The following is a 25172-nucleotide window of genomic DNA, read 5'->3' on the forward strand; positions in this document are numbered from 1 at the left end:
TTTCGTTAATGTCATTTGTTGTCATTTGTCATCAAGGTCATTTATAGTCACTAATTGTCATTTATAGTCAGATCGAGTACGATTGTAGATTTGGTTAGGTGATACAATGACGACCAACTTATTACTTCATGACCACACTTGACAATTAATGACTAAAAATGACCACACTTGACAACAAATGACAATTCTTGCCAACAAATGACTTCCTTCCTCTACACCACGCTAAAACCGCTAAAAAACCGTTCTAATTTTGCCAGTGCTGCTTTTAGCCCTATTTTTAGCCATTGCCTAAACCACCAAGGCCTTGAATAATCAGGAAAACAACCCTCGTGACGGATTGCCCCCATTCGTCAGCAGCTGGAAACAGCTGTATCTAATGATGATCGGCACACTCGTGCTTTTGATCGTGCTCTTCTATCTCTTTATGACCCACTTTCAATGAATTACCTTGACTGGATTGTACTTGCCTTAACCCTATTATTTGTTGTATCCTATGGAATTTACCGGAGCCGTGAGAAGCATACGGTCGATTCTTTCCTGCTGGCTGGCCAGTCGATGCCTTGGTACAATGTAACCCTTTCACTGATGGCCACGCAAGCCTCAGCCATCACCTTTCTTTCCGCCCCCGGCCAGGCTTACACCGACGGAATGCGGTTTGTACAGTTTTATTTCGGGCTACCACTTGCCATGGTCGTGCTCTGTATCACTTTTGTCCCCAAGTTCAGCAAGCTCAAAGTTTTTACTGCTTACGAATTTTTAGAAAGCCGTTTTGATCTCCGAACCAGGGGGTTGACCGCTTTTCTGTTCCTGTTACAGCGCGGGCTTTCCACGGGGCTATCCATCTATGCCCCCTCATTGATCCTTTCAGCGATTTTAGGTTGGGATATTACATTAACCAACATCATTTCCGGCGGGATCGTGATGCTCTACACCATCGCAGGCGGCTCGCAGGCAGTATCACATACTCATTTGCAGCAAATGGCTATCATTACCGTAGGGATGGTCATTGCCGGGGTAATGGTCGTTAAATTTTTGCCAGAAAATGTCTCTTTCACCGATGCGATACACGTAGCAGGAAAAATGGGAAAGGTTAATCTGATCGATTTTAGCTTTGATCTTAATAGTCGCTATAATGTATGGTCGGGGTTGATTGGCGGATTTTTCCTGCAGCTTTCGTATTTCGGAACGGATCAATCGCAGGTTGGCAGATTTTTGACTGGCAGCTCCCAGGGACAAAGCAAGCTCGGGCTGGCCATGAATGGTCTGCTTAAAATTCCGATGCAGTTTCTGATCCTGCTGGTAGGTGTGCTCGTCTTTGCATTCTATCAGTTTAATAATCCGCCCCTTTTCTTCGATAAAACTGTTGTTGATAAAGTAAAACAAACCCCCTACGCGGCCCAGTACAATGTGCTGGAAAAACAGCATCAACAGATCCAGGACGAAAAAAGACCTTACGTGCTTTCGTTGACCGAGGCGTTGCGTAAAGACGATCAGGCTGCGATCGCGACCAACCGTGACCAGCTGGCTGCATTGGATAATCAGGTTACCAAGGTGCGCGCGGAGGCCAATCAGGTGCTGACCAAAGCCAGTGGCAGTGAGGTGAATGATGTCAACTATATCTTCCTGCGTTTTGTGATCGATTACCTGCCTGTCGGGATGGTGGGATTACTGATCGCTGTAATTCTTCTGGCCTCCATGGGATCGGTTGCTGCCGCGTACAGCTCTCTGGCCTCGTGCACGGTCGTCGATATCTACAAACGAATGATACGCAAAGACAGCGACGGGCATGATTACGTACGTGCGTCGCGGCTGGCTACCTTCTTCTGGGGCATTTTCTGCATTTTTGTTGCCCAGTACGCTGCCAGATTGGGCAGCATGATCGAGGCGGTCAACATCCTCGGCTCACTTTTCTATGGGGTAATCCTGGGCATATTCCTGGTCGCATTCTATTTCAAAAAGATAGGTAGCCGGGCTGTGTTCTGGGGAAGTATCCTTGGTGAGATTTTTGTTGTGATCAGCTATATCCAGGAACTGACCGCATTTCTCTGGCTCAACCTGATCGGCTGCGTTCTTGTAATTACCTTTGCGTGGCTGATCGAAACACTCTGGCCACAGCCGCCTTTCGTGCCGGCAGATGCTGAATCAGCATAGCACCCAGGTATTTTCAGGTACTATTCAATTTTTAAATTTAATATTCTAAAGAATATCAATTGGAAGCCCTCTTTTTTCGCCTTACCGGTGAAACTATTCCGTTGCTTTAATCCTTAATAAATGCAATCGGACTGCCCGCCATCCAAACAGGCATGTCTATTATGTAACCGATCGTTACAAATTCTAAATTAATGTTGGTCAATATGTTGCCGCACATTCCCTTCCTTATCTGGAACGACACCATTTCTGTTCCCGCAGACAGCTAATTGCTGCAAACCAGTGTGAGTACAATCTATTGCCAGAATTCCATCATTTCTCTATTTCAAAATCCTATTACATGAATTATTGGTCAAAGCCACAAAAATTAATGCGTTTGGCAATTGGCTCGGCATGCTTACTATTGAGTTCTTTCCACGTCCTTTTCGGTCAGACTATTCAGGAAGCTGGTACTCAGGCGCCGTTATTAGAGCAGGCTACCCTGCAACAGGTTGTCGAGTATGCGATTAAAAATCAGCCGGTGGTCCAACAGTCGATGATCGATGAGCGCATTACGGAAAATCAAATCAGAAGCCGTCTCGCCGATTGGTACCCGCAGATTAATTTCAACTACAATCTGCAACACAATTTTATCGTACAAACCAGCATTATTGCAGGTAATCCGGTCAAGCTGGGGGTGAGCAATATTTCGGCGGCGCAGTTTACGCTTTCCCAGCAGATCTTTAACCGGGATGTGCTGCTGGCCAACCAAACCAAAAGGGATGTACTGCTGGCAGCCAGCCAGAATACGGCCAGCACCAAGACTGATCTGGCAGTAAATGTCTCCAAAGCTTTCTACGATGTAATTGCTACTACCCAGCAAATTGATGTGGCGGAAGAAGATATTATTAGACTGGAAAGAAGTTTAAGAGACGCAGAAAACCAGTATAAGTCGGGAATAGCAGATAAGATCGACTTTAAAAGGGCTACAATTTCCCTCAATAATACCCGCGCCAATAAAAAAGCCAATGAGGAGATATTGAAAGGTAAAGTACAATACCTGAAAGCCTTAATGGGATATCCTGCCGACCAGCAGCTGAAAGTCAGTTTCGATACCTTGCAAATGGAACGTGAGATTATGCTCGATACGCTTCAAAATGTCGATTTTACAAGTCGGGTAGAATACCAGATTTTAAGTACCCAGAGAAAGCTGCAGGAGGCTAATATCCAGTATAACAAATGGAGCTATCTACCCAACATCTCTTTAAATGGTGCCTACAACCTGAATTTTCAGAATAACCAGTTTACAGAGCTATACAATAAGAATTATCCGAACTCTTTCGGGCTGCTGACCCTTTCACTTCCTATTTTTCAGGGAGGCAAAAGAAAGGCCAATCTGCAAAGTGCAGAGTGGCAGTTGAAAAGGCTTGACTGGGACATGAAGGGACTTCAAAACAATGTCAATTCCGAGTATGCAGCCGCGCTGGCTAATTACAAAGGGAATCTGACCAATCTTTTGGCCCAGAAAGAAAATGTGGATCTTGCCCGGGAAGTTTACGATGTAATCCAGCTCCAATATAAATCCGGCATTAAAACCTACCTGGAAGTGGTTACCTCTGAGACCGACCTGCGGTTGGCAAGGATTAACTATTACAATGCACTCTATCAGGTGCTGGCCAGCAAAATAGATGTACAGAAAGCGCTGGGGCAGATTAACTATCTGTAAAAGGTGCCCGGCCAAATCATTAAACCCATTAACAGGATTTATACAATCGAAAATATAAGTATGATGTTTCCAGATAAAATCAAATACTATTCTGTTGCTACCCTTATTTTAATAATGGGTTCCTGCGCTAAAAAGGATCAGCAGCAACAACCTACCCAGCCTCCTGCAGTTAATGTGACTTTAAACGAGGTTACCACCACCAATGCCTCCTTTTACGAAGAATACCCGGGAACAGTAGTGCCGCTCAAAGAAATCGAGCTGCGCCCTCAGGTCACCGGCTTCATTACCGGCATTCATTTTCAGGACGGAGCCAGGGTCCGCAAAGGACAGCTGCTTTATTCCATCGATGCCCAGCTTTACACGGCCAATTACGATCAGGCGGTAGCTAACCTGAATGTCCAGCAGGCAAATCTGGCCAGGGCACAAAAGGATGCGGACCGTTACCATGAACTCGCTAAAAATGACGCGGTGGCTAAACAGCTGGTCGACAATGCCGATGCGGCATTAGAAGTAGCCAAAAGACAGGCAGAGGCTGCAAAAGCAAATATTCAGGCTGTTCAGACAAGTGTGAACTATACCAAAGTGACCGCTCCGTTTGACGGCGTGATCGGTATTTCAGCAGTGAAGGTGGGCGCCGCCGTGACTGCCGGGCAGACTATCCTCAATACCGTTTCAACGGATGATCAGCTGGCTGTCGATTTCAATGTTGATCAAAAAGAAATCTACCGTTTCACAACACTGCTTAAATCACAAAAGGGGCAGGACTCCACTTTCAGCCTCAAATTCGGAGGTGATATTTACCCTGAGCACGGTAAGATAGCGCTCATCGACCGCGCTGTTGATCCGCAGACAGGTAGTATCAAGACGCGGCTTGTGTTCCCTAATAAAAAAGGCCAGCTCCGCGCGGGAATGACAGGCTCCGTCAGGGTGCTCAACAATGCTGCTACCCAATCGGTGGTAATACCTTACAAGGCTGTGACTGAACAGCTAGGCGAATTTTTTGTCTATGTGGCCGGCGATAGCAGCAAGGTAAGTCAGCGCCGCGTTACGCTAGGTACTACGATCGGGCCAAATGTGATTGTGAAAGAGGGGCTTAAAGAGGGTGAAAAGATTGCCATAGAAGGTGTTCAGAATTTGAGAGAAGGAGCAGTTATTAACGCAGGCAAGTGATCCGGTCTCTTTTCGCATTTAATCTAATCCAGTAAAAATGATTGCAGATATTTTCATAAAAAGGCCCATCACAGCGATTGTCACTTCGATTGTGCTGGTACTGGTAGGTATTATCTCCCTGACAAACCTGCCCGTTGCCCAATACCCTAATGTGACCCCGCCAACAGTGACGGTAAGCGGAAACTTTACCGGCGCCGACGCCCAGACGGTCGAGCAAACCACCACCACCCCTATTGAGACCCAGATCAACGGTACGCCGGGCATGACTTACATGTCAAGTAACTCGACCAGCAGCGGCCAGAGCAGCATTAACGTCGTATTCGACGTTGGTACAGACATCGATATTGCAGCCCTGGATGTTCAGAACCGGGTTAGTGTAGCCGAGCCCATGCTGCCTGATGCGGTCAAGCGCCTTGGCTTAACCGTCCGGAAGCGCCAGCCCAGTATCATGATCGTACTTGCGCTCTATTCGCCTAATGGTACCCACGATGCGCAGTTTATCGGTAATTATGCCAATATCTATTTAAAGGATGCATTGCAGCGTGTAAAAGGCGTGGGTGATATCATTTCCAGGGCCGATGATTTCGGTATGCGTATCTGGCTTGATCCGGAGAAACTGGCAAACCTGAGAATGACGCCTGCGGATATTTCGGCTGCATTGGCAGAGCAAAATTTGCAGGTAGCTGCCGGAACGATCGGTGGAAATCCTCAGCCGAAAGCTCAGACTTTCGAATACAGCGTGCTTACCAACAGCCGGTTGAATACCAAAGCCGAATTTGAAGACATTATCGTGCGCTCATCTCCTCAGGAAGGCAGCGTGGTATATCTGCGCGATGTGGCGCGGGTAGAGCTGGGAAAATTTGACTACGCTTCCAATGCATTTGTTGCCGGCAAACCAGCCGCATTCGTTTTGATCTACCAGGCCCCAGGCGCAAATGCCCTGGAAACCTATAACGGGGTAATGAAAGCTTTGACAGAAATGAAAAAGACTTTCCCAAAGGATATCGACTACGTGATCCCAAACGAAACGGCCACTGTTGTAAAGGTTTCTATTGAGGAAGTATTGAAAACCTTTGCCGAAGCAATGATACTGGTGGTAATCGTTGTGTTTTTGTTTCTTCAAAACTGGCGTGCTACCCTTATCCCTATCCTTGCAATCCCGGTTTCGCTGATTGGTACATTGATATTCTTTTTACCCTTTGGATTTACGATCAATACGCTGACACTTTTTGCGTTTGTACTCGCGATCGGTATTGTGGTCGATGATGCGATTGTGGTCGTCGAGGCTGTCCAGCACTATATCGATGAGAAAAAAATGTCGCCCAAGGAAGCTACTATCCAGGCGATGAAAGACATTTCGGGCCCGGTTATTGCGATCGCGTTGATTCTGGCAGCGGTTTTTGTGCCGGTGAGCTTTGTACCCGGCATTGTCGGCAGGCTCTACCAGCAGTTTGCGATCACGATTGCCGTTTCAGTACTGCTTTCTGCATTTGTAGCCCTTTCCCTTACGCCGGCTTTGTGCTCCATCATGCTTAAACCTTCCAAAGGTGCCAATGAAAAGAAGAACTGGCTGGAAAAATTCTTTGACCGCTTCAACAGATGGTTTGACAAACTTTCCCACGGTTATACGCGCGGGGTAGCCAAGTGGATCAAGGCGACTCCATTGGTACTTGTGATGATGGTATGTCTTTTTGTAGGTCTGTTTTTCCTTTTTGAAAACAAACCCTCCGGCTTTATCCCTGTTGAGGATGAGGGCCGCCTTTTCGTGACTTATGAAATGCAGGAAGCTACCTCCACTACACGTAACATCGCGATGCTTAAAGAGATCATGAAACGCGTTTCCTCTATTCCCGAAGTGCGGGTAGCGGGAGGTCTGGCAGGCCTGAATGTGGTAAGCTTTTCAAATAAATCCAACGTAGGAACGCTCTTTCTCAGCTTGCAGCCCTGGGCAGACCGTAAAGGTGCCGAACATCATGTGCAGGCTGTGATCAAGGAGATCCAGAAGCGCACCAGCGATATCAACGAAGCCAGGGTATTGGCCATCGCGCCCCCCGCGATCCCTGGCCTTGGAGCTACCTCCGGTTTTACATTCCAGCTGCAACAGTCGACGAGTACAGACAATATCCAGCAGTTTGAAGCGGTAATGCGGAAGTTTTTGGCTGAGGTTAACAAACGTCCGGAGATTGCGATGGCCTATACATTCTTTAATGCCAGAACGCCAAGTTACCAGATCGATGTAGACCGTGAGAAGACCAAAAAACTGGGCGTACAGGTCAACGAGGTTTTCAGCTCACTTTCTACTTTATTGGGTAGCAGTTATGTCAATGACTTTAACCTCTACGGGCGTAATTTCCGGGTAATGGTCCAGGCTGACAGCAGTTACCGCTCGTCGCTCGATAAGATTCAGAAGTTTTACGTACGCAACCGTGCCGGCAATATGATTCCGCTCAGTGCGCTGGTAAGTACCAAAGTTGTAGAAAACCCTGCATTGATCTCTCACTATAATATTTACAGGTCCGTGGAGATCAACGGAACGCCGCAGGCCGGATATAGTAGCGGGCAGGCGATCAATGCCCTGCGCGAGGTGGCCAAAACGCTTCCGGCGGGTTACAGCTATGAATTCTCAGGTATGAGTAGCGAGGAGATCAAGGCCGGCGACAGTACCACGACCATTTTCGCCATCTCGATCATATTCGTATTCCTGTTTCTGGCAGCGCTTTATGAAAGCTGGTCAATACCTTTCTCGGTATTGTTCGCCGTACCGATCGGTGCATTCGGCTCGATCCTGACACTGACATTTTTGCCGAACCTGTCCAATAACATCTATGCCCAGATAGGTCTGATTACCCTGATTGGTCTTGCGGCCAAGAACGCGATCCTGATCGTAGAGTTTGCCAAGGAGCGTGTCGACGGCGGTATGGAGCTGATCGCTGCCACCCTGGAAGCAGTGCAGTTGCGCCTCAGGCCTATTATTATGACATCGCTGGCATTTATCCTGGGTGTACTTCCGCTGGCATTCGCAAGCGGAGCAGCGGCTGAATCCCGTAAGACGATTGGCTGGACAGTATTTGGCGGTATGCTTGCAGCTACCTCACTGGCCATATTTGTCGTGCCCGTTCTTTTTGTCGCGATCGAAAGAATTGCGATGGGAAAGAAAGGACATACGAAAAAAGATGACGGGCCGGAAGGTGACCAGCAGCATGCGGTAGCCTGATTTCACTGCAAACATTTAAAAAGCGGAGCTTTGGATTTGTCCATTGCTCCGCTTTTTTGTTATCTTTTCAAAAAATGAATCTGTAGTAAAATGTACGTTAAGCAAGTCTTCTCCATTTGGAGGTTATTAAAAGGCATCTGGGGAGGTGTCCTGGTCGTTACGGCCTATGCCACACTGGTTTTCTATTTATTCAGTTACCAAAACTGGCATTTTCTCTCTTTTCCTATCTCGATTATCACCATCCTGGGTACAGCATTGTCGCTGCTGCTTGGTTTCCGGACCAACTCTGCCTACGACCGCTGGTGGGAAGCCCGCAAAGTTTGGGGCTCAATCGTCAACGACAGCCGCACACTGGTCAGGCAGTCCCAGGCATTTATTTCCGCCGACCGGGCAGAAAAAGATGAGATAGTCTCCAACATCGCTCACCTTCAAATCGCCTGGTGCTATGCCTTGACCAATTCACTAAGAAGAAGCAAGGTGCTCGTTTATGCAGATTTGCATCTGAGCCAGACAGAGCACGATTATGTAGCCGATCAGGACAATATCCCAAACGCGATACTGAACCTGATCCAGTTTAAGATAACAGAACTGCATGAGCAAGGCAAAATCCAGACGCTGCTTTATCAGAATATCGATCAGACATTGCAGCGGCTTTGCGATTCAATGGGTAAATGCGAGCGGATCAAAAACACGGTATTTCCCACCCAGTACAGCTTTTTTGTATTGCTGGTCATTTTTATTTTCACGCTAGTACTGCCCATGGGCCTGGTTGAAAGCATCGGAAGGATCGCCATTCCGATCACCTTTATCATTTCATTTCTGTTCTTTTATGTGGAATGGATCGCTTACATTCTGCAAAACCCGTTCGAAAATGGGCCCAATGATATTCCGATGACCTCCCTTTCGCGTACGATCGAGATCAACCTGCTCCAACTAATTGAAGCTGACAAGATTCCCGAGAAGATTTTACCCAAAGCCGGTGTGATCATGTAAAAAATATCGGCTGCCCCGCAAAACGGGACAGCCGATATTCGCATTTATATGATGCTTTTATTTAACCTTTATTGAAGTGTAGTAAAGTTCGAGCCTGACGCCCGGGTCATCACTTTGCTGATCTCCGATGATCAGTCTGTCAAAACTTTGTGAAAAGTCCGTATCGGCAGCCGGATACGTCGTTGATTTGATTCTATTGTCCGGATTTTGCTCATTGAACTGAGAAGTCCTGAGAACCAGCCCGCCCGGGTCTGATGCCTGACTGGCCATCAGCTCAGTTACGTATGAACTGACATCGAGCAAATAGTATTGTTTGTTGGTAAACATATCATTTACTAACGGAGCAGAGACAGGCTCAGGAGCTGTGGCCGAAAGCTTGATAAGCTGTAACGGAAAACCTTCTGAATTAAGGTAAAATTCATTGTTTTTATCGACCCTGTAAACATACAATTTAGCAGGCGCTCTCAGTTGATTAGTTATCGAAAGCCTTTTGGGCGTTATTCTCAGAATGGCGCGGTTAGCCGCAGAATACTTGACATCCCTCAGGCGCTTGATGAATGGAAGGTCAACCCTGGTCATCAAACCTGGCCCGGCCTGAACAAAGGTCATATTCCCGGTTTGGGAAGAAGGCTGGGAAATTCTTTTGCTATTGGGCAAATTGGCCGAAGGTGTTCCGGCTCGGTCAGAGAGAATCTGGTTGTAAATAGCTCTGCTGCGAAGCACGGTCGAATCGCGCCGGGTACCATCCACCTCTGGCGTGTGGTAGTACATTAGCATCGCCGTACTATCCGTACGCAGTCCGAAGATTGCCCCATTGTCGGTAGAAGAATTTTTCAAAACCAGCCCTTTTACAAGATCAATCCATTCGGTATTGGATGGCAGGAGATTCGATTTGGCTTTGGCAAAAATATCTTTTCCCAAAACGTCGGATAACCGGATTACCAACCTTGGACGGATTCTGGACAAGGGGGTAACTTTCAACCTGCCAATCGGCGCCGCCTCGTGGGGTGTAGAACTTTCGTTGAAGTAAGCCGGCTTGTCTACCAACATATCCGTCAGCAGCCTGTGTACTGATAAATTAAGCGGCTTGGTGGTATCTCCGTAAGAGTAGGCATCAAAATACATCGAAACCACCAGTGAATCATATACGGCCTGCTCAGGCACAGTGATCGCATTCTGGGTACCAGGCTGAAAAAAAGTACTCGCTTGCAGCTTCCCAAAGTAAGGGTCTACATATCTTCCTATCAACATCCGGGTGGCCGATCCGGTCATCACCGAATCGGTGATAACAGTCGAAAGCTGCACCGTTGAAGTATCAGAAAATAACACCGCGAAATCATCCTGGTCAGGCTGTACCGGCGACTCAATCTCATCTCCCCAGGGGTCACAGGATGTCATTGAGACTGATAACCCCAATATAAGTAGGAATTTATACGCTGTTAAGGATCCCCTGAAGGACTTGTAATTGAATTTCATTTAGAGCAAGAACAGTAAAAAATGCAAAACTATCATATGTAAGCTTAATTACAATATGATTTGAACAATTAGACGCTGACAGAAATCTGTGAGAGGCTTGCAACAAAACCCTGGCAGGCCGGCGTAAAGTTTTAAGAGACTCAAAAAACGATACGCATGATCAGCTCAAAGAGTGGCAAGGCTATTTAGAAACGCAAAATGCAGTACGGTATTACAACCAATCACGACATGAACTTCTCCTAATGGCACTGTCACCGGCAAGCAACAATGCGCGTAAATTCACGTTAAAAGTAACTGGCCGGTAAAGTTTTGGACAAAAAACAGCTTATAATTTTTACTTAGCCCCTTCAAGCTATTATGTTTGCAAAAAATTAATGTAGGAAGCCTTTTCATCTGCGTTGCATTTACGCCCGCATCATTTTTATCAGTATTCATTTGTAACAATTCGTCAAACTATATTTTTTCATGTTTAATACCTTAAAAAAGACTTCGTTAGCCATTCTAGTTGCTTCTATTGCTTTCGTTCAAATTAGCTGTAAAGATGATGATCCTGAAGCGGATAAAATGGGTAACTGGTATAGAAAGGACCTGCCCAGCTTCGGCGGATCTGCCCGCACCCGCTCTGTAAGTTTTTCGATTGGAGAGATCGGCTACATCGGGACCGGATATACCAACGAAACTGTACCTAGGGTTAAAGATTTCTGGGCTTATAATGCAGCCAACAAAATATGGTCTCAAGTAGCTCCGTTCCCTGGCTCAGGCCGCGCTGATGCAACAGCATTTGTTCTTGACGGCAAAGCATACGTAGGCACAGGCTATGATGATGTCAGAACGGTTGATAACGGCTATAAGAAGGATTTTTATCAATTTGATCCTGCTGCCAACAAGTGGAAAGCCATCGCAGACTTCCCTACCACGCGCCAGTATGCGACTTCCTTCGTAGCCAACAATAAGGCTTACGTGGGACTCGGTTACAACGGAAGCAATTATTTCCAGGACTTTTATGAGTATAACCCTGCCACAGATAAGTGGACCGAGATTGCAACTTTCATTGGCGGTAAACGCGCAGGGGCAACGTCATTCTCGATTGCAGGCAAGGCTTATGTTGGATTTGGAAGAAGTAATTCAGGTTTAGCTACCAACGATCTTTACAGCTTTGACGCTGCTCAGGGTGGATGGACACGGATTCAATTCCCTAATGATGATGTAAAAGAAAAATTCGGAAGCAGAACCAATGCGCTTGCGCTGGTAATGGCAGAGAAAGCCTACATCATTGGTGGCGACGGTAAATCTGATGTTTGGGAATTTGTTCCTGGGACAAATAGCTTTACTGAAATGGCTCCTTTCGTTGGTCAGAGAGGATATGCAGCTGGTTTTACTGTTGGTAATGTGGGTTACTTCGGCACGGGAAGTTCCTCCGGAACAGGCGGTCTGGATGATTTCTGGGCGTTTGATCCTAACAATGCAGCTAATGATGATGACAATCAGTGATTAGAAGGAATAAAAGCATTATCCTGATACTAAGTACGCTGGCCCTGGCTATTGCAGCTTATCTTCTCTTTTTCCTTAAACCGGATATCGGAGAGAGCAGCAACGGCCAGGGCCGGTCTGTTTTTAAAGTGGAGACTTTTCAGGCACCATCCGGCTGGGCCTACAGGATCTACCGCGACTCAATCGCTGTCATCGAGCAACTTACATTGCCCGGTATTCCGGGTAATGCGGGGTTTGAGTCCGAAGCGCTAGCAAGAAATACCGGCCTCCTGGTAAAGAAAAAACTGGATCAGGGCATCTTCCCTCCTACTGTCTCGCCTGGGGAACTTGATAGCCTCGGAGTGAAGTTCTGACTACACGCCTCATTCTTTATTAATCTTGGGCTCTACGAACCTGATAAATCGCCGAGATAGGGTAATGGTCAGAATACTTGATATCGCTGTGAGTCTTAAAGTCCAGCAGTTGCAGCCGGTCTGAATCGTAAAACTGGTGGTCGATCCGGATAAAGTAGGGCAGGTTATTAAAAGTGAATCCAAATCCGCTGCCTTTTTCTTCAAAGGCGTTCGCATAGCTTTCCCTCATTTTTCCATATACATATCCATATGGTATTTCATTGAAATCTCCGCAAACTATCACCGGATAAGGAGAATCGCCGGCCCAGTTCTGCAATGCCTTTATTTCCTGTGAACGCTTGCGGAAGCCAAATTTCATCCTGCTGAAAGTGACTTTCCCCTCTTTGACTACCCCATCTACTTTCTTTTGATCCGCTAGTTTACCCAGATCAAGGGTCATCGAGTAAAGATGCAAAGCGATAATGCGTACCGTATCTGTTCCGATTTTTATATCAGCCTGGATCATCCCATTCTGAGCCTCAAAAATCGTATCCCTGCTATTGATGATGGGATATTTAGAAAAAACGGCCAGCCCGATGTACTGCCCCCACCGGTTTTGGCTATGCCCGTATCTGAGCGAATGCGTGAATCCCTGTTTCTTAAAAAAATCTGCTGTCTTAGACATTGCCTTGCCTTCGTCATAAAACTCGGGCATACAAAGCACATCACCCTGCCCGGCAATCCAATTTTTCATTTCCCTGACCTGCTCTTTCCTGCCTGGCTCCTGCTCCTTTACATTGCGCATAAAGACCTGAGTATTAAAGCTTAGTACTTTGAAACTATCTGATACTTCCTGCTTGCTTGTACCCCTTGAACTCTTGAAAGCAAACGTTCTGTCTAAAAACAGGCCGCTCAGCAAAATCAGTCCCAGCGGCAAAAGGGCTTTTTGTTTCTTAATTACATACCAAACGGGGACAGAAATGGCATGGATAATGATTACAACAGGAAATGACATCATCATGAATCCAGCCACCCAGCCGTCCAGGGGGATCCACAAGATCAGCGCGTAAACCAAAAGAGTATAGAAGGCAAAGCACTTATACAGAAACCACAAAAACTTTTCAATTCCAACCATCAAATCATTGTTATTTTGACAAAAATAGGCATTGGATATCAATTCTGAAGACCTTCATTCAGTTGTAGATGTGATAAAATAGTTATATCTTTGCAGCCAATTCTATTTTGATCGATTGATTGAGGGGGACGCCAATCCCCTTTTTTATTTGCATAAAGTCTTCATGACAATAAAGGAAAATTTAGAAGTGTTATTGGCCCCTCTGCTACAAGACGGTGATTGCTATTTGGTTGACATTATTACCAAGCCTTCCAAGGTGAGTCAGAAAATAACAATTCTGGTAGATAGCGACGAAGGAATTACAATTCAGCAATGCACTTCCATCAGTCGCAGGCTGGCCAAACAGCTTGAAGAACTGGATCTGATTACAGAGGCATACACACTTGAAGTTTCTTCACCGGGTCTGGATCAGCCGCTGGTTTTGCCGCGCCAATACAAAAAGAATGTGGGACGGAATCTGAAAATTACCCTGAAAACCGGGGAAGTGATCAGTGGCACGCTGACTGATGCAGACGAGCAGCAGATCAGTATACAAATGCCTCTCCCGAAAAAAAAATCGAAAGTACCTGTTGACGAAAGCCTTTTACTACGGAAAATTTCGCTCGAAGAGGTGTCAAAGGCAATAGTTGAAATATCATTTAAATGAGATTCGCGGACGGAAAACCTTTACCGTCTTGTAATCAATGACATAATATGTATAACTTAGTATCAGCAAATATTCTTTAAATAAGCAATGGATAGCGGAATATTAATTGAATCATTCGCGGAGTTTGCAAACTCTAAAAACATTGATCGGCCAACCATGATCAGCGTTTTAGAAGAGGTATTTCGTACCATGATTCGTAAGAAATATGGTACGGACGACAATTTTGATGTAATTATTAACCCTGAAAGCGGCGACCTTGAAATGTGGCGCACCAGGGAGATCGTTGACGACAACTCAGAGGATATCTGGGACTATAATAAGATTCCTCTTGCCGAGGCGCGCAAAATCCAGGGTGATTTTGAAGTAGGTGAAGAAGTGGCCGAAGAAGTGAAACTCATCGAATTCGGCCGCAGGCTTGTGCAAACTGCGCGTCAGACGCTGATCCAGAAAATCAAGGACATGGAAAAGGAAATCATGTTCGAAAAATACAAGGATCAGGTTGGGGAAATGATTACCGGAGAAGTTTATCAGACATTGCGTCATGAAGTAATCATCGTTGATCCGGAAGGAAACGAACTTTCTCTTCCGCGTAACGAGCAGATTTCCAAAGACCGGTTCCGCAAAGGCGAGTCTGTTAAGTCCGTCATCCACAAAGTGGAAATGAACAATGGATCACCAAAGATTACCTTGTCGAGAACGTCCCCTGTTTTTTTAGAAAGGCTCTTTGAAGTAGAGATTCCGGAGATCTATGACGGGATTATATCGGTAAGACGAGTTGTACGTGAACCAGGTGAGCGCGCGAAAGTGGCCGTTGAGTCTTATGATGACAGAATTGATCCGGTGGGTGCATGCGTTGGTATGAAAGGGTCTCGGATCCACTCGATCGTTCGTGAACTTGGAAATGAGAATATTGACGTAATCAACTATACAGACAATCTGGAACTGCTCATCAGCAGAGCGCTGAGCCCTGCCAAAGTAAGTTCCATGCAGATCGATCGCGATGCGAAGAGGGTTTCGGTATTTTTGAAACCTGACCAGGTATCGCTGGCAATCGGGAAAGGAGGGCAGAATATCAAACTTGCCGGTAAGCTGGTTGGAATGGAAATTGATGTGTTCCGAGATGTCGAAGAGCAAAATGACGAAGACGTTGACTTGACCGAATTCTCTGACGAGATCGACGAATGGATTATCAGTGAACTGCATAAGATAGGTTTAGATACCGCTAAAAGCGTATTGGCCCTCAACCGCGATGAATTGGTAAGAAGGACCGACCTGGAAGAAGCAACAGTCGAAGAAGTACTGGAAATACTTCGGAAAGAATTTGAATAATACAATAACTGGCACGCCCGGCCAAAGTGACCGGGTTTGCGATAATGCAAAACTTTTTTTCTATTAATTGCTAATATGGCAGAAGATAAAATGATGCGCCTTAGCCAAGTGGCACGGATCCTGAACGTGGGAATTACTACGATCGTGGATCATCTGTCTGCCAAGGGGTATAAGGTGGAAAGTAATCCAAATACCAAAATTAATTCTGATCAAATCGAGTTTTTGGCCAAGGATTTTAAGTCTGATGACCTTCGGTCTTCATTGTCTTATAAACCTGCCCCGGTAGAAGCTCCTGTTGAAATAAAAGAGGATAAGGTCAAAAGTGATGTTGACGGGATTCTGTATTTCCGTAATGCCCAGAAGCCTGAGGAAAAACAAGCAGTAGAAGAGGAGAAACCAGCTGCACCTCAGCCTGCTATTGAAAACAGGTTGCCAGGCATCAAGGTTGTCGGCAAGATCGATCTGGATCAAAAACGCCCTGTCCAGCCACAACCGGCAGCTCCTGTGGAAGAAACCAAGCCAGCTTCTGCACCTGAACCTGTTGCTGCTCCCGCTGCTAAAGAGCCGGAAGTAGCAGCCCCTGCTGCGAAAGCGGTTGAAAAACCCGAACCGGTTGCTCCAAAACCAGAGGTTGAGAAAATTGCAGAAGCACCTGCTGTTCCTGTGGAAGCTCCAAAAGCTCCCGAGCCAGTGGCTGTTGAACCAAAACCGGCAGCGGAACCTCAGCCAGAAGCGGAGAAACCTGCTATTGCCGCAGAAGCCGCTGCAACAAGCCCGGTTGAAGCTGAAAAGCCCGCAATTACACAAGCTGAAACCGCCGACGCTGAGCCAGCAGGTTCCGACCTCATCGAGGCCCGTGGCGAACAGCTACGAGGACTTCGCGTTGTCGGTAAAATCGAGCTGCCCTCTGACAAGGCTAAAAAGAAAGACCCTGTTGCGTCCAGCGACTCAGCAGCCGATAAAAAACGCAGAAGGAAGCGTAAGCGTATCCGTGACGGATCGGTAGCGCCCGGTGAGAACAAGCCGGCAACTACTACAACAGATGCTACGTCGACAACTGCAAGAACACCAGGCGCTTCTGCAACTGGAAACAGACAGAATGCACCGGCATCAGGCACTACGCCCGCACAGCCAGGTACACAGCAGGCCAACGCCCGTACAGGCCCAGGAAATCGTGCTGGCAGCACCAATAACCGTAGAGGAGGAGGACGACGTGAAGAAGTTTCTGACAAAGAAGTTTCTGATAATATCAAAGCAACCATGGCCCGGATGGGCGGTGGAAACACCAGGAATATGGCGCGTGGCAAAGGTGCCCGGCGTCGTGACCGCGCAGATCAGAACGATCCAAACGGCCTTGGTGAAGAGGAAACAAAAGTATTGCGCGTCACAGAATTCGTATCAGCGAATGACCTGGCTTCACTAATGGATGTTACCGTTCAAGAGGTAATTTCAGTATGTATGAGCATGGGTATGTTCGTTTCAATCAACCAGCGCCTTGATGCAGAAGCAATTACTTTCATCGCCGACGAATTTGGTTTTGAGGTAGCGTTTATTTCTGCCGAAGAAGAAGTCCAAAACGACGTTGTTGAAGAAGTTGATACAGAAGAAAGCCTGATAGAAAGAGCGCCGATTGTGACAGTAATGGGTCACGTCGACCACGGTAAAACATCCCTGCTCGACTATATCCGCCAGGAAAACGTGGCAAGTGGCGAAGCGGGTGGAATTACGCAGCACATTGGAGCTTACAGTGTTAAAACCAAAACCGGTAAGCAGGTCACTTTCCTGGATACCCCTGGTCACGAAGCATTTACGGCGATGCGTGCACGTGGAGCAAAAGTTACTGACGTTGTAATCATCGTGATTGCAGCAGACGATAGCATCATGCCACAAACACGCGAGGCGATTAATCACGCCCAGGTTGCCGGAGCCCCTATTGTTTTTGCATTCAGTAAAATAGATAAGGCGGGAGCTAATACCGAAAAAATTCGGGAAGAGCTTGCCAATATGAATATCCTGGTGGAAGAATGGGGTGGTAAATACCAAACCCAGGAAATTTCTTCCAAATCTGGTCTTGGTATTGATCTTCTTTTGGAAAAAGTGCTTCTGGAAGCAGAATTGCTAGAACTGAAAGCCAATCCGGATCGCCGTGCAATAGGTACTGTAGTAGAAGCATCCCTGGATAAGGGACGCGGATATGTGACAACAATCCTTGTTGAAACGGGTACATTAAAGGTTGGGGACGTTGTTCTGGCCGGGGCGCATTTCGGTAAAGTGAAAGCGATGACCGACTATCTTGGTAAGAAGCTAAAAACTGCCGGACCATCCACACCAGTTCAGTTACTTGGTTTAAATGGCGCGCCACAGGCGGGTGACCGTTTCAATGTTTTCGAAAACGAGCGCGATGCGCGTGATATCGCCACCAAACGTGAGCAGATTCAAAGGGAGCAGTCGATCCGTACCCGCAAACACATCACCCTGGAAGAAATTGGTCGCCGGAAAGCGATTGGTAGTTTCCGTGAGCTGAATTTGATTGTTAAAGGTGACGTTGATGGATCGGTTGAAGCGCTTTCCGACTCATTGCTGCAACTTTCGACTAACGAGGTTCAGGTAAATATAATCCACAAGGCCGTTGGTCAGATATCCGAATCGGATGTTAACCTGGCCATTGCAGCCGACGCGATTATTGTAGGCTTCCAGGTGCGTCCGTCTTCGAATGCCAAGAAAATGGCAGAACAGGACCAGATCGAAATCCGTCACTACTCAGTTATTTACAATGCAATTGAGGAAATCAAGGACGCGATGACAGGTATGCTTGCGCCTACAATCGAAGAGATCATTACAGGTAATATCGAGATCCGTGAGGTATTCAAAATCAGCCGCATAGGAACGATTGCAGGATGTTACGTAACAGATGGTTATGTGAAACGCAACAACAAGATCCGTGTCGTTAGAGATGGTATCGTACTTTATACCGGAGAAATCGACTCACTGAAACGTTACAAAGATGATGTTCAGGAGGTTAGAAACGGTTATGAATGTGGTCTGAGCATCAAAAATTACAATGATATCGAAGTAGGTGATATCATCGAAAGCTTCGAGCTTCGCGAAGTGAAAAGAACGCTTTGAGAAAAAGCTTAAAGATTGAGATGTAAAGTTTAAGACTAATCCCAGCTGCTGATACGGCTGGGATTTTTTGCTTCCGCGACTTAAAAAAGTTGTGCTGCGTCGCACAGTTCTGCATCTATCATGATGATAATGGTGCTCGCTCAGCTTAAAATTTCATTGACCACTCTTCCGTGAACGTCCGTAAGCCGGAATCGCCGCCCCTGGTATTTGTACACCAGCTGTTCATGGTCCGCACCAAGCAAATGAAGCAAGGTCGCCTGTACGTCATGTACATGCACGGGGTCTTTAATGATGTTATAACTAAAATCATCGGTCTGTCCATAACTGAAACCCGGCTTTACCCCCGCCCCGGCCATCCACATCGTAAAGCATCGCGGATGATGGTCACGACCGTAATCCGCAGCTGATAGTTTCCCCTGCGAATAAACCGTCCGGCCAAACTCTCCGCCCCAGATCACAAGCGTGTCTTCCAGCATACCGCGGCGTTTCAGATCCACGATCAGCCCGGCCGTGGCCTGGTCAACCTGCTTGCATTGCTTGACCATTCCTTTCGGCAGCGATCCGTGATGATCCCAACCCTGGTGGTATAGCTGCACGAACCGCACATCCTTTTCCAGTAATTTCCTGGCCAGCAAACAATTTGCCGCATAGCTTCCTTTGTCACGACTGTCAGATCCGTACAGTTCAAACACCTCATCGGGTTCACCGGCAGTGTCCATTACCTCCGGTACCGAGGTCTGCATCCGAAAAGCCATTTCATACTGAGAAATGCGCGCATTGACTTCCGGGTCACCCCAGCTTTCATTCTGCACCTGGTTAAGCTGCGTAAGATATTCCAGCATTTTCCCCCGGTCGGTGCCGTCGTAACCTTCGGGGTTATTTAAAAACAATACCGGGTCTTTGCCAGAGCGAAACTGAACGCCCTGGTGTTCGGATGGCAGAAATCCATTACCCCACAACCGCGCATAGAGCGGCTGGTCCTTGGATGCATTTTTGGAAACTAAAACAATAAATGCAGGCAAATTCTGGTTTTCCGAGCCCAGCCCATAGCTCACCCACGAGCCGATCGAAGGTCTGCCCGGAAGCTGGTGCCCGGTTTGAAAAAAGGTAATAGCCGGATCGTGGTTGATCTGTTCGGTGAAAAGTGATTTCACCATGCAAAGCTCGTCGACCACCTGCGCCGTATAAGGTAACAGCTCGCTCACCCAGGCGCGGGATTTACCATATTGATCAAACTTATAAAGCGAAGGCGCAATCGGCAGGTTCGCCTGATTGGCGCTCATTCCTGTAAGCCGCTGGCCGCCTCTGACAGAATCCGGCAATCCTTTTCCCAGCATATTGGCAAGCTTGGGCTTGTAATCAAAGGTTTCGAACTGCGACGGGCCGCCCGCCATAAACAGGTAAACCACGCGTTTGGCCTTAGGTGCAACCTGCCGCCGGATCGATTCCAGCTTCTCTTCACTCATAGGTGATGCCTCTGCCGAATTCCCCATCAGGCTACCAAGCGCAAGTGCGCCCAGGCCCGAAGCAGTACGCTGGAAAAACGCCCGCCTGTCGAGCTTTTGGTTCAAATCCGCCAGGTCAGGGGTATGCAGGCGGAATGGTTCATCATGATGTGCGCTCATTGCTGTTTATCTTTTAGTCAGTGTGGCATCTGAGTTTAAAATGGTAATCGCTACCACCGCATTGGCGGCAACCGCTGCCGGATCAAGGGACGGATCGATCTTGTACATGCCTGATTGCAGCCAGCCCTTTGCCTTTTGCGGACTGGAAGTAAATTGATCGAGCTCCATTTTTCTGAGGTTTTCAAGTATCCCGATTTCTTTCGGCTGCGGGGTTCTGCCGGTCAGTTTCCGGTAAGCCTGCACGATTGCCGCTCCGGCATCCTGCTCTTTCGCCATTTTCTCTCCTATTACCTTGGCTGCTTCCAGGAAAGTGGGGTCGTTGAGCGTCACCAGGGCTTGAAGCGGGGTATTCGTCCGCTGCCGTCTCACAATGCAGCTGCTGCGGGACGAAGCGTCGAAGGTGGCAAGTGTCGGGTTGGGTACCGAGCGCTTCACAACCACATATACGCTTCGCCGGTACACTGCATCGGTGGTGTCTGCCTTGTAAGTCATGCTGTTGATCTCCCACAACCCCTCGGGCTGGTAGGGTTTAATGCTCTTCCCTCCTATTTTGGGGTTTAACAGACCACTCGCCGCCAGCGCATTGTCACGGATCATTTCGGCCGTCAGTCGGCCCGACGGTCCACGAGCCAGCAGCTGGTTATCCGGGTCTTTTTCCAAAAGCTCAGGGCTCGTGTGCGAGTCCTGCCGGTAAGTTCGCGACATCACCATCAGTTTGATCAACTGTTTTACATCCCAATTATAATCCTGCTGAAATTTGATCGCAAGCCAGTCGAGCAGCTCGGGGTTGCTGGGCAATGCACCCTGGTTGCCAAAATCCTCCGCCGTTTTTACCAGTCCCACTCCGAAAAAGTTTTGCCAGAAACGGTTCACTGCTACCCGGGCGGTCAAAGGGTTTTCTTTATTTGTCAGCCATTTAGCAAGTCCGAGCCTGTTTTTAGGCAGACTGTCGGGGAATGGCAGTATTGCCGCCGGCGTGTTTGGAAAAACCTCTTGCGCAGGCATGTCGTACTGGCCGCGTTCGAGCAGAAAGGACTTCTTTGGCTTGGGCATTTCCTGCATGACCATAATCTCCGCGACATTTTTGGTCGAATCGTCGTAAGCCATTCGTAACCTGCGCAGTTCCTGCCTTTCGGTTTGCAATGCCGGATCGGCTACCTGCTGGTAATATGCTTTTAAACTTTCCTTTTCGCTGGCAGTCAGAGCGTTCGCAGTTTTACCTGCCATATTTTCCCAGGCTGCCTTACCTGCAAGTATGCGCGCTTCATAAGGGGTAAGGTTGCGGTTATAAACGGCAATATCATCCACTTTCCCACCTTTGAAGCCCAGTCCGCGCCACCACCCCCCTATTTGCAATGCAGGTTCATTTTTTTGATAGAAAATAATATCCTTATAAAGCTGATCGATCACCGTTTCCATCGGCGCCTCGGCCCCATCCTGATAGAGCCGGAAACCTTGTGCAGTGGACGAGCCATCGTAGGTCATCGTCAGGTGCACCCATTTTTCGCGTGGTACCGGCAGGCGGCTATGGCGGGTGATCGCATTGGAAGGTGCAGTATGCGCCATGCTGATTTCCAGTACATTATTTTTCATCAACAGATGATAACCTTTGAAGTTGTACAGCCGCTCTGCATTGCTCTTGTGAAAAATAACCCCCTCTTTAAAATCCTTAGGGAACCAGGCCCACATGCCGATCGAGAATGGCTCCGACCTGCGGAACAGACCGACATCCTTTAAATCCGCGTAGCTGTCGCCATTCAGAAGAAGTACCTGCCCCCGTGCGGTTTTCTCAAATACAGGCTTGTCTTTGTCTCCTGCATCACGTTTCATAGCGCCCTTCTGTTGCTTGTTAACAGCATTTGAGAGGGAATCTTCGAAATCATAAAACCCCTGCAAGCCCTCCTTCGGGATGGTTTCAGATACAAGTTTTTGATAATTGCCAGCCGCTAGCCATTGCTCAAAACCTGCCGAGGTATTGGTGCCAGCTATTTTTGCTTCTTTCTCCGTGATCGCAGACCGCATGAACTGCATCAACTTTTCCTGTTTTTCATCGGGGAGCATCAGCGTTGGCGTAGGCAGGTCTTCATTATGGGCGATCTGGCCTGCCTCGCGCACATTGTTGAAAAAGCTGAACAGTTCGTAATAATTTTGATGGGAAACCGGGTCATACTTGTGGTCATGGCACCGGGCGCAACCAAACGAAATCGCCATAAAGGCATCCCCTACCGTATTGGCGCGGTCCATCACATATTCCGTCTGAAACTCCTCCTCCACAATTCCACCTTCTCCATTCTGCTGATGCAGCCTGTTAAATGCTGTGGCAATCAGCATATCCCTGGTGGGAGCGCTATTCCCCGGGCCTTTCATCAAATCACCGGCAAGCTGCTGGTGGATGAAATCGCTGTAAGGCATGTTCTGGTTGAACGAGCGGATCACCCAGTCGCGGTAGGGCGACATGTCCCGCATCCTGTCGGTCGAATAGCCGTGCGAATCCGCAAAGCGGGCTGCATCCAGCCAGTCGGCCGCCATCCGCTCCCCGTAATGGGGCGAAGCCAACAGCCTGTCTACCTGTTTTTCGTAAGCGTCGGGATTTTTATCAGCAACAAATGCATCCAGCTGCTCGATCGTCGGAGGCAGGCCGGTAATATCCAGCGATAGCCTGCGCAGCAACAATTCTTTATCCGCCTCCGCTGCCGGGCGGAGTCCCTCCCTTTCGAGGCCAGCAAGTATGAAATTATCAATAGGGTTAATGGCCCATTCAGTTGCAGATTTTGGAGCAGGTACTGCTGCTTTTTGCGGTTTTACGAATGCCCAATGCGGTTTATATTCCGCGCCGTCTTTGATCCATTTCAATAGTACCGCCTTTTCGCGGGCATCGAGCGTAAGGTGCGATTGCGGTGTCGGCATTCTATATTCAGCATCGTCCGAAAGTATCCGGTGTACCATTTCGCTTTTTGCCCAGTCACCCGGCTTAATCGCCACTTTTCCGGGACTTTCCGGTAGCTGCCCGAAAGCGTTTTTTGACATATCCAATCTGAGGCCGGCCTTCTGCTTGGCCTTATCCGGCCCGTGGCACGCAAAGCATTTGTCGGAGAGGACTGGTTTTACATGCCGGTTGTAGTCGAGCTGGGCCGGCAGCTTCGCCATTTCAGCCGCCACGTCCGCAGGCACTTTAACATCCTTGCCGCCAGGGCTTTCAGAAAGCCACAAAGGCAAGCCTGCCAATAAAAACATCAGATATTTGATCATCACTTACTATTGTTTGTCAGTACTTTACTGGTATCCGGCTTTACAAACTGCTGGGTACCCGTTTCCACTTTAAGGTCAGGCCTGGCTTTCAAAAGCCGCTTCACACCTTCCGGCGTTGTCTTCGTTTGCCATAGATACACCACTTTCAGGTTTGGGCTGGCGGCCAGTTTGCCCAGGCCCTCGTCGGTGACGGCGGTGCCGTACAGGTTCAGATGTTCCAGGTTGGGCAATGCAGCCAGCAGTGTGAGCGAACTGTCTGTGATTTTTGTGTTTTCCAGATTGAGCCTGGTCAGGTTTTTAAATTGTGCCAAATGCCTCACATCCTTATCCTGTATCGGCTGGCCCGTCAGCCGCAGCCGTACCACCTGGTTTTCGATGCCTTTCAGTGACTGCACCGTCTCCGGATTAAAATCTCTGGTATTCACAAAATTGGCTGACAAATACTCGCTGCCCGTGGCCATTTTCGTGAGTGTAACCTGCTGAGCTTTTAGTTTTTGTAAAATTTGCTGGTCTGCCGCATTCACTGGCGTGCTTAATAATGTCGTTTCCAAATCCGGCTTTTCGGGAGCAGCAGCAACGCTTTCCATCGTGTCTGCAAGTAATGGCGGTAGTGGCATGGCTGCAATCGTTTGACCGCCGTTAGTTTCCTCAATCACCTCAATCTCCTCTTTGAATGATGCCCCCCTGCGTATCCAGTTTTGTACAATGGCGATTTCCTGCCGAGTGAGCTGCAATTTACCTTTGGGCGGCATATGCCGTTCGTCGCCTTCGGGCAGTAGCAAATAGGTGAACAGCTTACTTTTTGCAGGATTACCCGCCACCAGCACACTGCCGTTCTTACCACCTTTTTTGATGAATGCTTCCGTATCGAGCCGGAGCCCGCCTTTCTTTTTGGTTGCCGAATGACAGTTGTAACATTTGCTTTTCAAAACGGGGACAACCTGGTCCCTGTAAACGAATGTGCGACGTACTAGTTTCTTGCCTGTCGAGTCCGAGACTGCCGCCACCTGCTCTTCCAATGGTTTAGTAGCTTGTTCCACCTGCGAGGCTTCTTCCCCATTTGGAAACAGATAACCTTCCCCGTGGGTCAGGTTTCCTCCATAATGCCCGGCGATACTGAGTACGATCACTGTGGCAAAGGCTGGTATCCACCGGTATTTTTTAGTAAAAAAAGTCACCGTTCCAAGTGCGGCGGTCAGCAGCCCGGTCCACTGGTGGACCTGTACCATATCTGCATCGTAATCTCCCGATTGGGCCAGCAGCCATCCTGCCCCGCAAGAGAAAAAAGCCATCAGCGCTCCGGCACCCCAGGCAAATGAAACAGCTGCACCCAGGTCGGATTTCGTGATCCGTCCGAAGACCATCAGCGCCGCTGCGAAGAGCAAAATGCCAATCGGAAGATGTACCAACAGCGGATGAAGGCGCCCTATGGACTCTACATTAAACATACTAAACTTGAAATAATGGTACTTTAAAAATCCGGCGTCCGGAACTACATAAAGTGATAAACAAAATTGAAAAAATAACAACCAA

General features: G+C 47.9%; 16 protein-coding genes. 11 read left to right on the plus strand and 5 right to left on the minus strand.

Going from position 1 to position 25172, the window contains the following annotated elements:
• Positions 1-304 precede the first annotated feature (304 nt).
• From FXO21_RS28655 to FXO21_RS01270, 6 genes are all read left to right on the plus strand, one after another.
• Positions 305-442, plus strand: coding sequence for a hypothetical protein (locus FXO21_RS28655; protein ID WP_192579141.1), 138 nt, complete (start codon positions 305-307; stop codon positions 440-442).
• Positions 439-2151, plus strand: a complete 1713-nt coding sequence (locus FXO21_RS01250) for a sodium:solute symporter (protein WP_149638393.1) — start codon at positions 439-441, stop codon at positions 2149-2151. The genes FXO21_RS28655 and FXO21_RS01250 overlap by 4 nt, the downstream gene beginning before the upstream one ends.
• Before the next feature lie 337 nt (positions 2152-2488).
• Entirely contained in the window at positions 2489-3853 is a 1365-nt protein-coding gene (locus tag FXO21_RS01255; RefSeq protein WP_149638394.1) for a TolC family protein, read from the plus strand.
• Positions 3854-3916: 63 nt separating this feature from the next.
• Complete coding sequence (locus tag FXO21_RS01260) at positions 3917-5023, plus strand: efflux RND transporter periplasmic adaptor subunit (RefSeq protein WP_149643315.1); 1107 nt, start codon at positions 3917-3919, stop codon at positions 5021-5023.
• A gap of 37 nt (positions 5024-5060) precedes the next feature.
• A complete protein-coding gene (locus tag FXO21_RS01265) occupies positions 5061-8237 on the plus strand; it encodes an efflux RND transporter permease subunit (protein ID WP_149638395.1) in 3177 nt (1058 codons plus the stop codon).
• Positions 8238-8327: 90 nt separating this feature from the next.
• Positions 8328-9230, plus strand: coding sequence for a bestrophin family protein (locus FXO21_RS01270; RefSeq protein ID WP_149638396.1), 903 nt, complete (start codon positions 8328-8330; stop codon positions 9228-9230).
• Between the two features lie 57 nt (positions 9231-9287).
• On the opposite strand, the gene FXO21_RS01275 is transcribed toward FXO21_RS01270, so the two are convergent.
• The gene (locus FXO21_RS01275; protein ID WP_192579142.1) at positions 9288-10628 is read right to left on the minus strand and encodes a DUF4270 family protein; all 1341 of its coding nucleotides are present in this window, start codon (positions 10626-10628) and stop codon (positions 9288-9290) included.
• A gap of 543 nt (positions 10629-11171) precedes the next feature.
• Between FXO21_RS01275 and FXO21_RS01280 the strand changes: the two genes are divergently transcribed.
• Positions 11172-12197, plus strand: coding sequence for a Kelch repeat-containing protein (locus FXO21_RS01280; RefSeq protein WP_149638398.1), 1026 nt, complete (start codon positions 11172-11174; stop codon positions 12195-12197).
• Positions 12194-12550: a DUF4907 domain-containing protein gene (locus FXO21_RS01285; RefSeq protein WP_225865522.1), complete on the plus strand. Its 357-nt coding sequence runs from the start codon at positions 12194-12196 to the stop codon at positions 12548-12550. The genes FXO21_RS01280 and FXO21_RS01285 overlap by 4 nt, the downstream gene beginning before the upstream one ends.
• 19 nt (positions 12551-12569) lie before the next feature.
• Here the strand turns inward: FXO21_RS01285 and FXO21_RS01290 are convergent, their stop codons facing one another.
• Positions 12570-13664 (minus strand): endonuclease/exonuclease/phosphatase family protein, encoded by a 1095-nt coding sequence (locus FXO21_RS01290; RefSeq protein ID WP_149638399.1) that lies wholly within the window; start codon positions 13662-13664, stop codon positions 12570-12572.
• A gap of 163 nt (positions 13665-13827) precedes the next feature.
• Between FXO21_RS01290 and FXO21_RS01295 the strand changes: the two genes are divergently transcribed.
• From FXO21_RS01295 to infB, 3 genes are all read left to right on the plus strand, one after another.
• The gene (locus tag FXO21_RS01295; RefSeq protein ID WP_149638400.1) at positions 13828-14310 is read left to right on the plus strand and encodes a ribosome maturation factor RimP; all 483 of its coding nucleotides are present in this window, start codon (positions 13828-13830) and stop codon (positions 14308-14310) included.
• A gap of 87 nt (positions 14311-14397) precedes the next feature.
• A complete protein-coding gene (nusA, locus tag FXO21_RS01300; RefSeq protein WP_149638401.1) occupies positions 14398-15639 on the plus strand; it encodes a transcription termination factor NusA in 1242 nt (413 codons plus the stop codon).
• A gap of 75 nt (positions 15640-15714) precedes the next feature.
• Positions 15715-18765, plus strand: a complete 3051-nt coding sequence (gene infB / locus FXO21_RS01305) for a translation initiation factor IF-2 (protein ID WP_149638402.1) — start codon at positions 15715-15717, stop codon at positions 18763-18765.
• Between the two features lie 140 nt (positions 18766-18905).
• Here infB and FXO21_RS01310 read toward each other — a convergent pair whose 3' ends face one another.
• Genes FXO21_RS01310 through FXO21_RS01320 form a run of 3 tightly spaced genes read right to left on the minus strand, consistent with a single transcriptional unit; the run spans position 18906 to position 25087 of the window.
• Positions 18906-20390 (minus strand): DUF1501 domain-containing protein, encoded by a 1485-nt coding sequence (locus FXO21_RS01310; RefSeq protein WP_149638403.1) that lies wholly within the window; start codon positions 20388-20390, stop codon positions 18906-18908.
• A 6-nt stretch (positions 20391-20396) separates the two neighbouring features.
• Positions 20397-23639 carry a DUF1553 domain-containing protein gene (locus tag FXO21_RS01315; RefSeq protein WP_149638404.1) on the minus strand — a complete coding sequence of 1081 codons (3243 nt, stop codon included), beginning with the start codon at positions 23637-23639 and terminating at the stop codon, positions 20397-20399.
• Positions 23639-25087, minus strand: coding sequence for a c-type cytochrome domain-containing protein (locus FXO21_RS01320; protein WP_149638405.1), 1449 nt, complete (start codon positions 25085-25087; stop codon positions 23639-23641). The genes FXO21_RS01315 and FXO21_RS01320 overlap by 1 nt, the downstream gene beginning before the upstream one ends.
• Positions 25088-25172 lie beyond the last annotated feature (85 nt).

This window comes from Dyadobacter sp. UC 10 (genome assembly GCF_008369915.1).
GTDB lineage: Bacteria > Bacteroidota > Bacteroidia > Cytophagales > Spirosomataceae > Dyadobacter.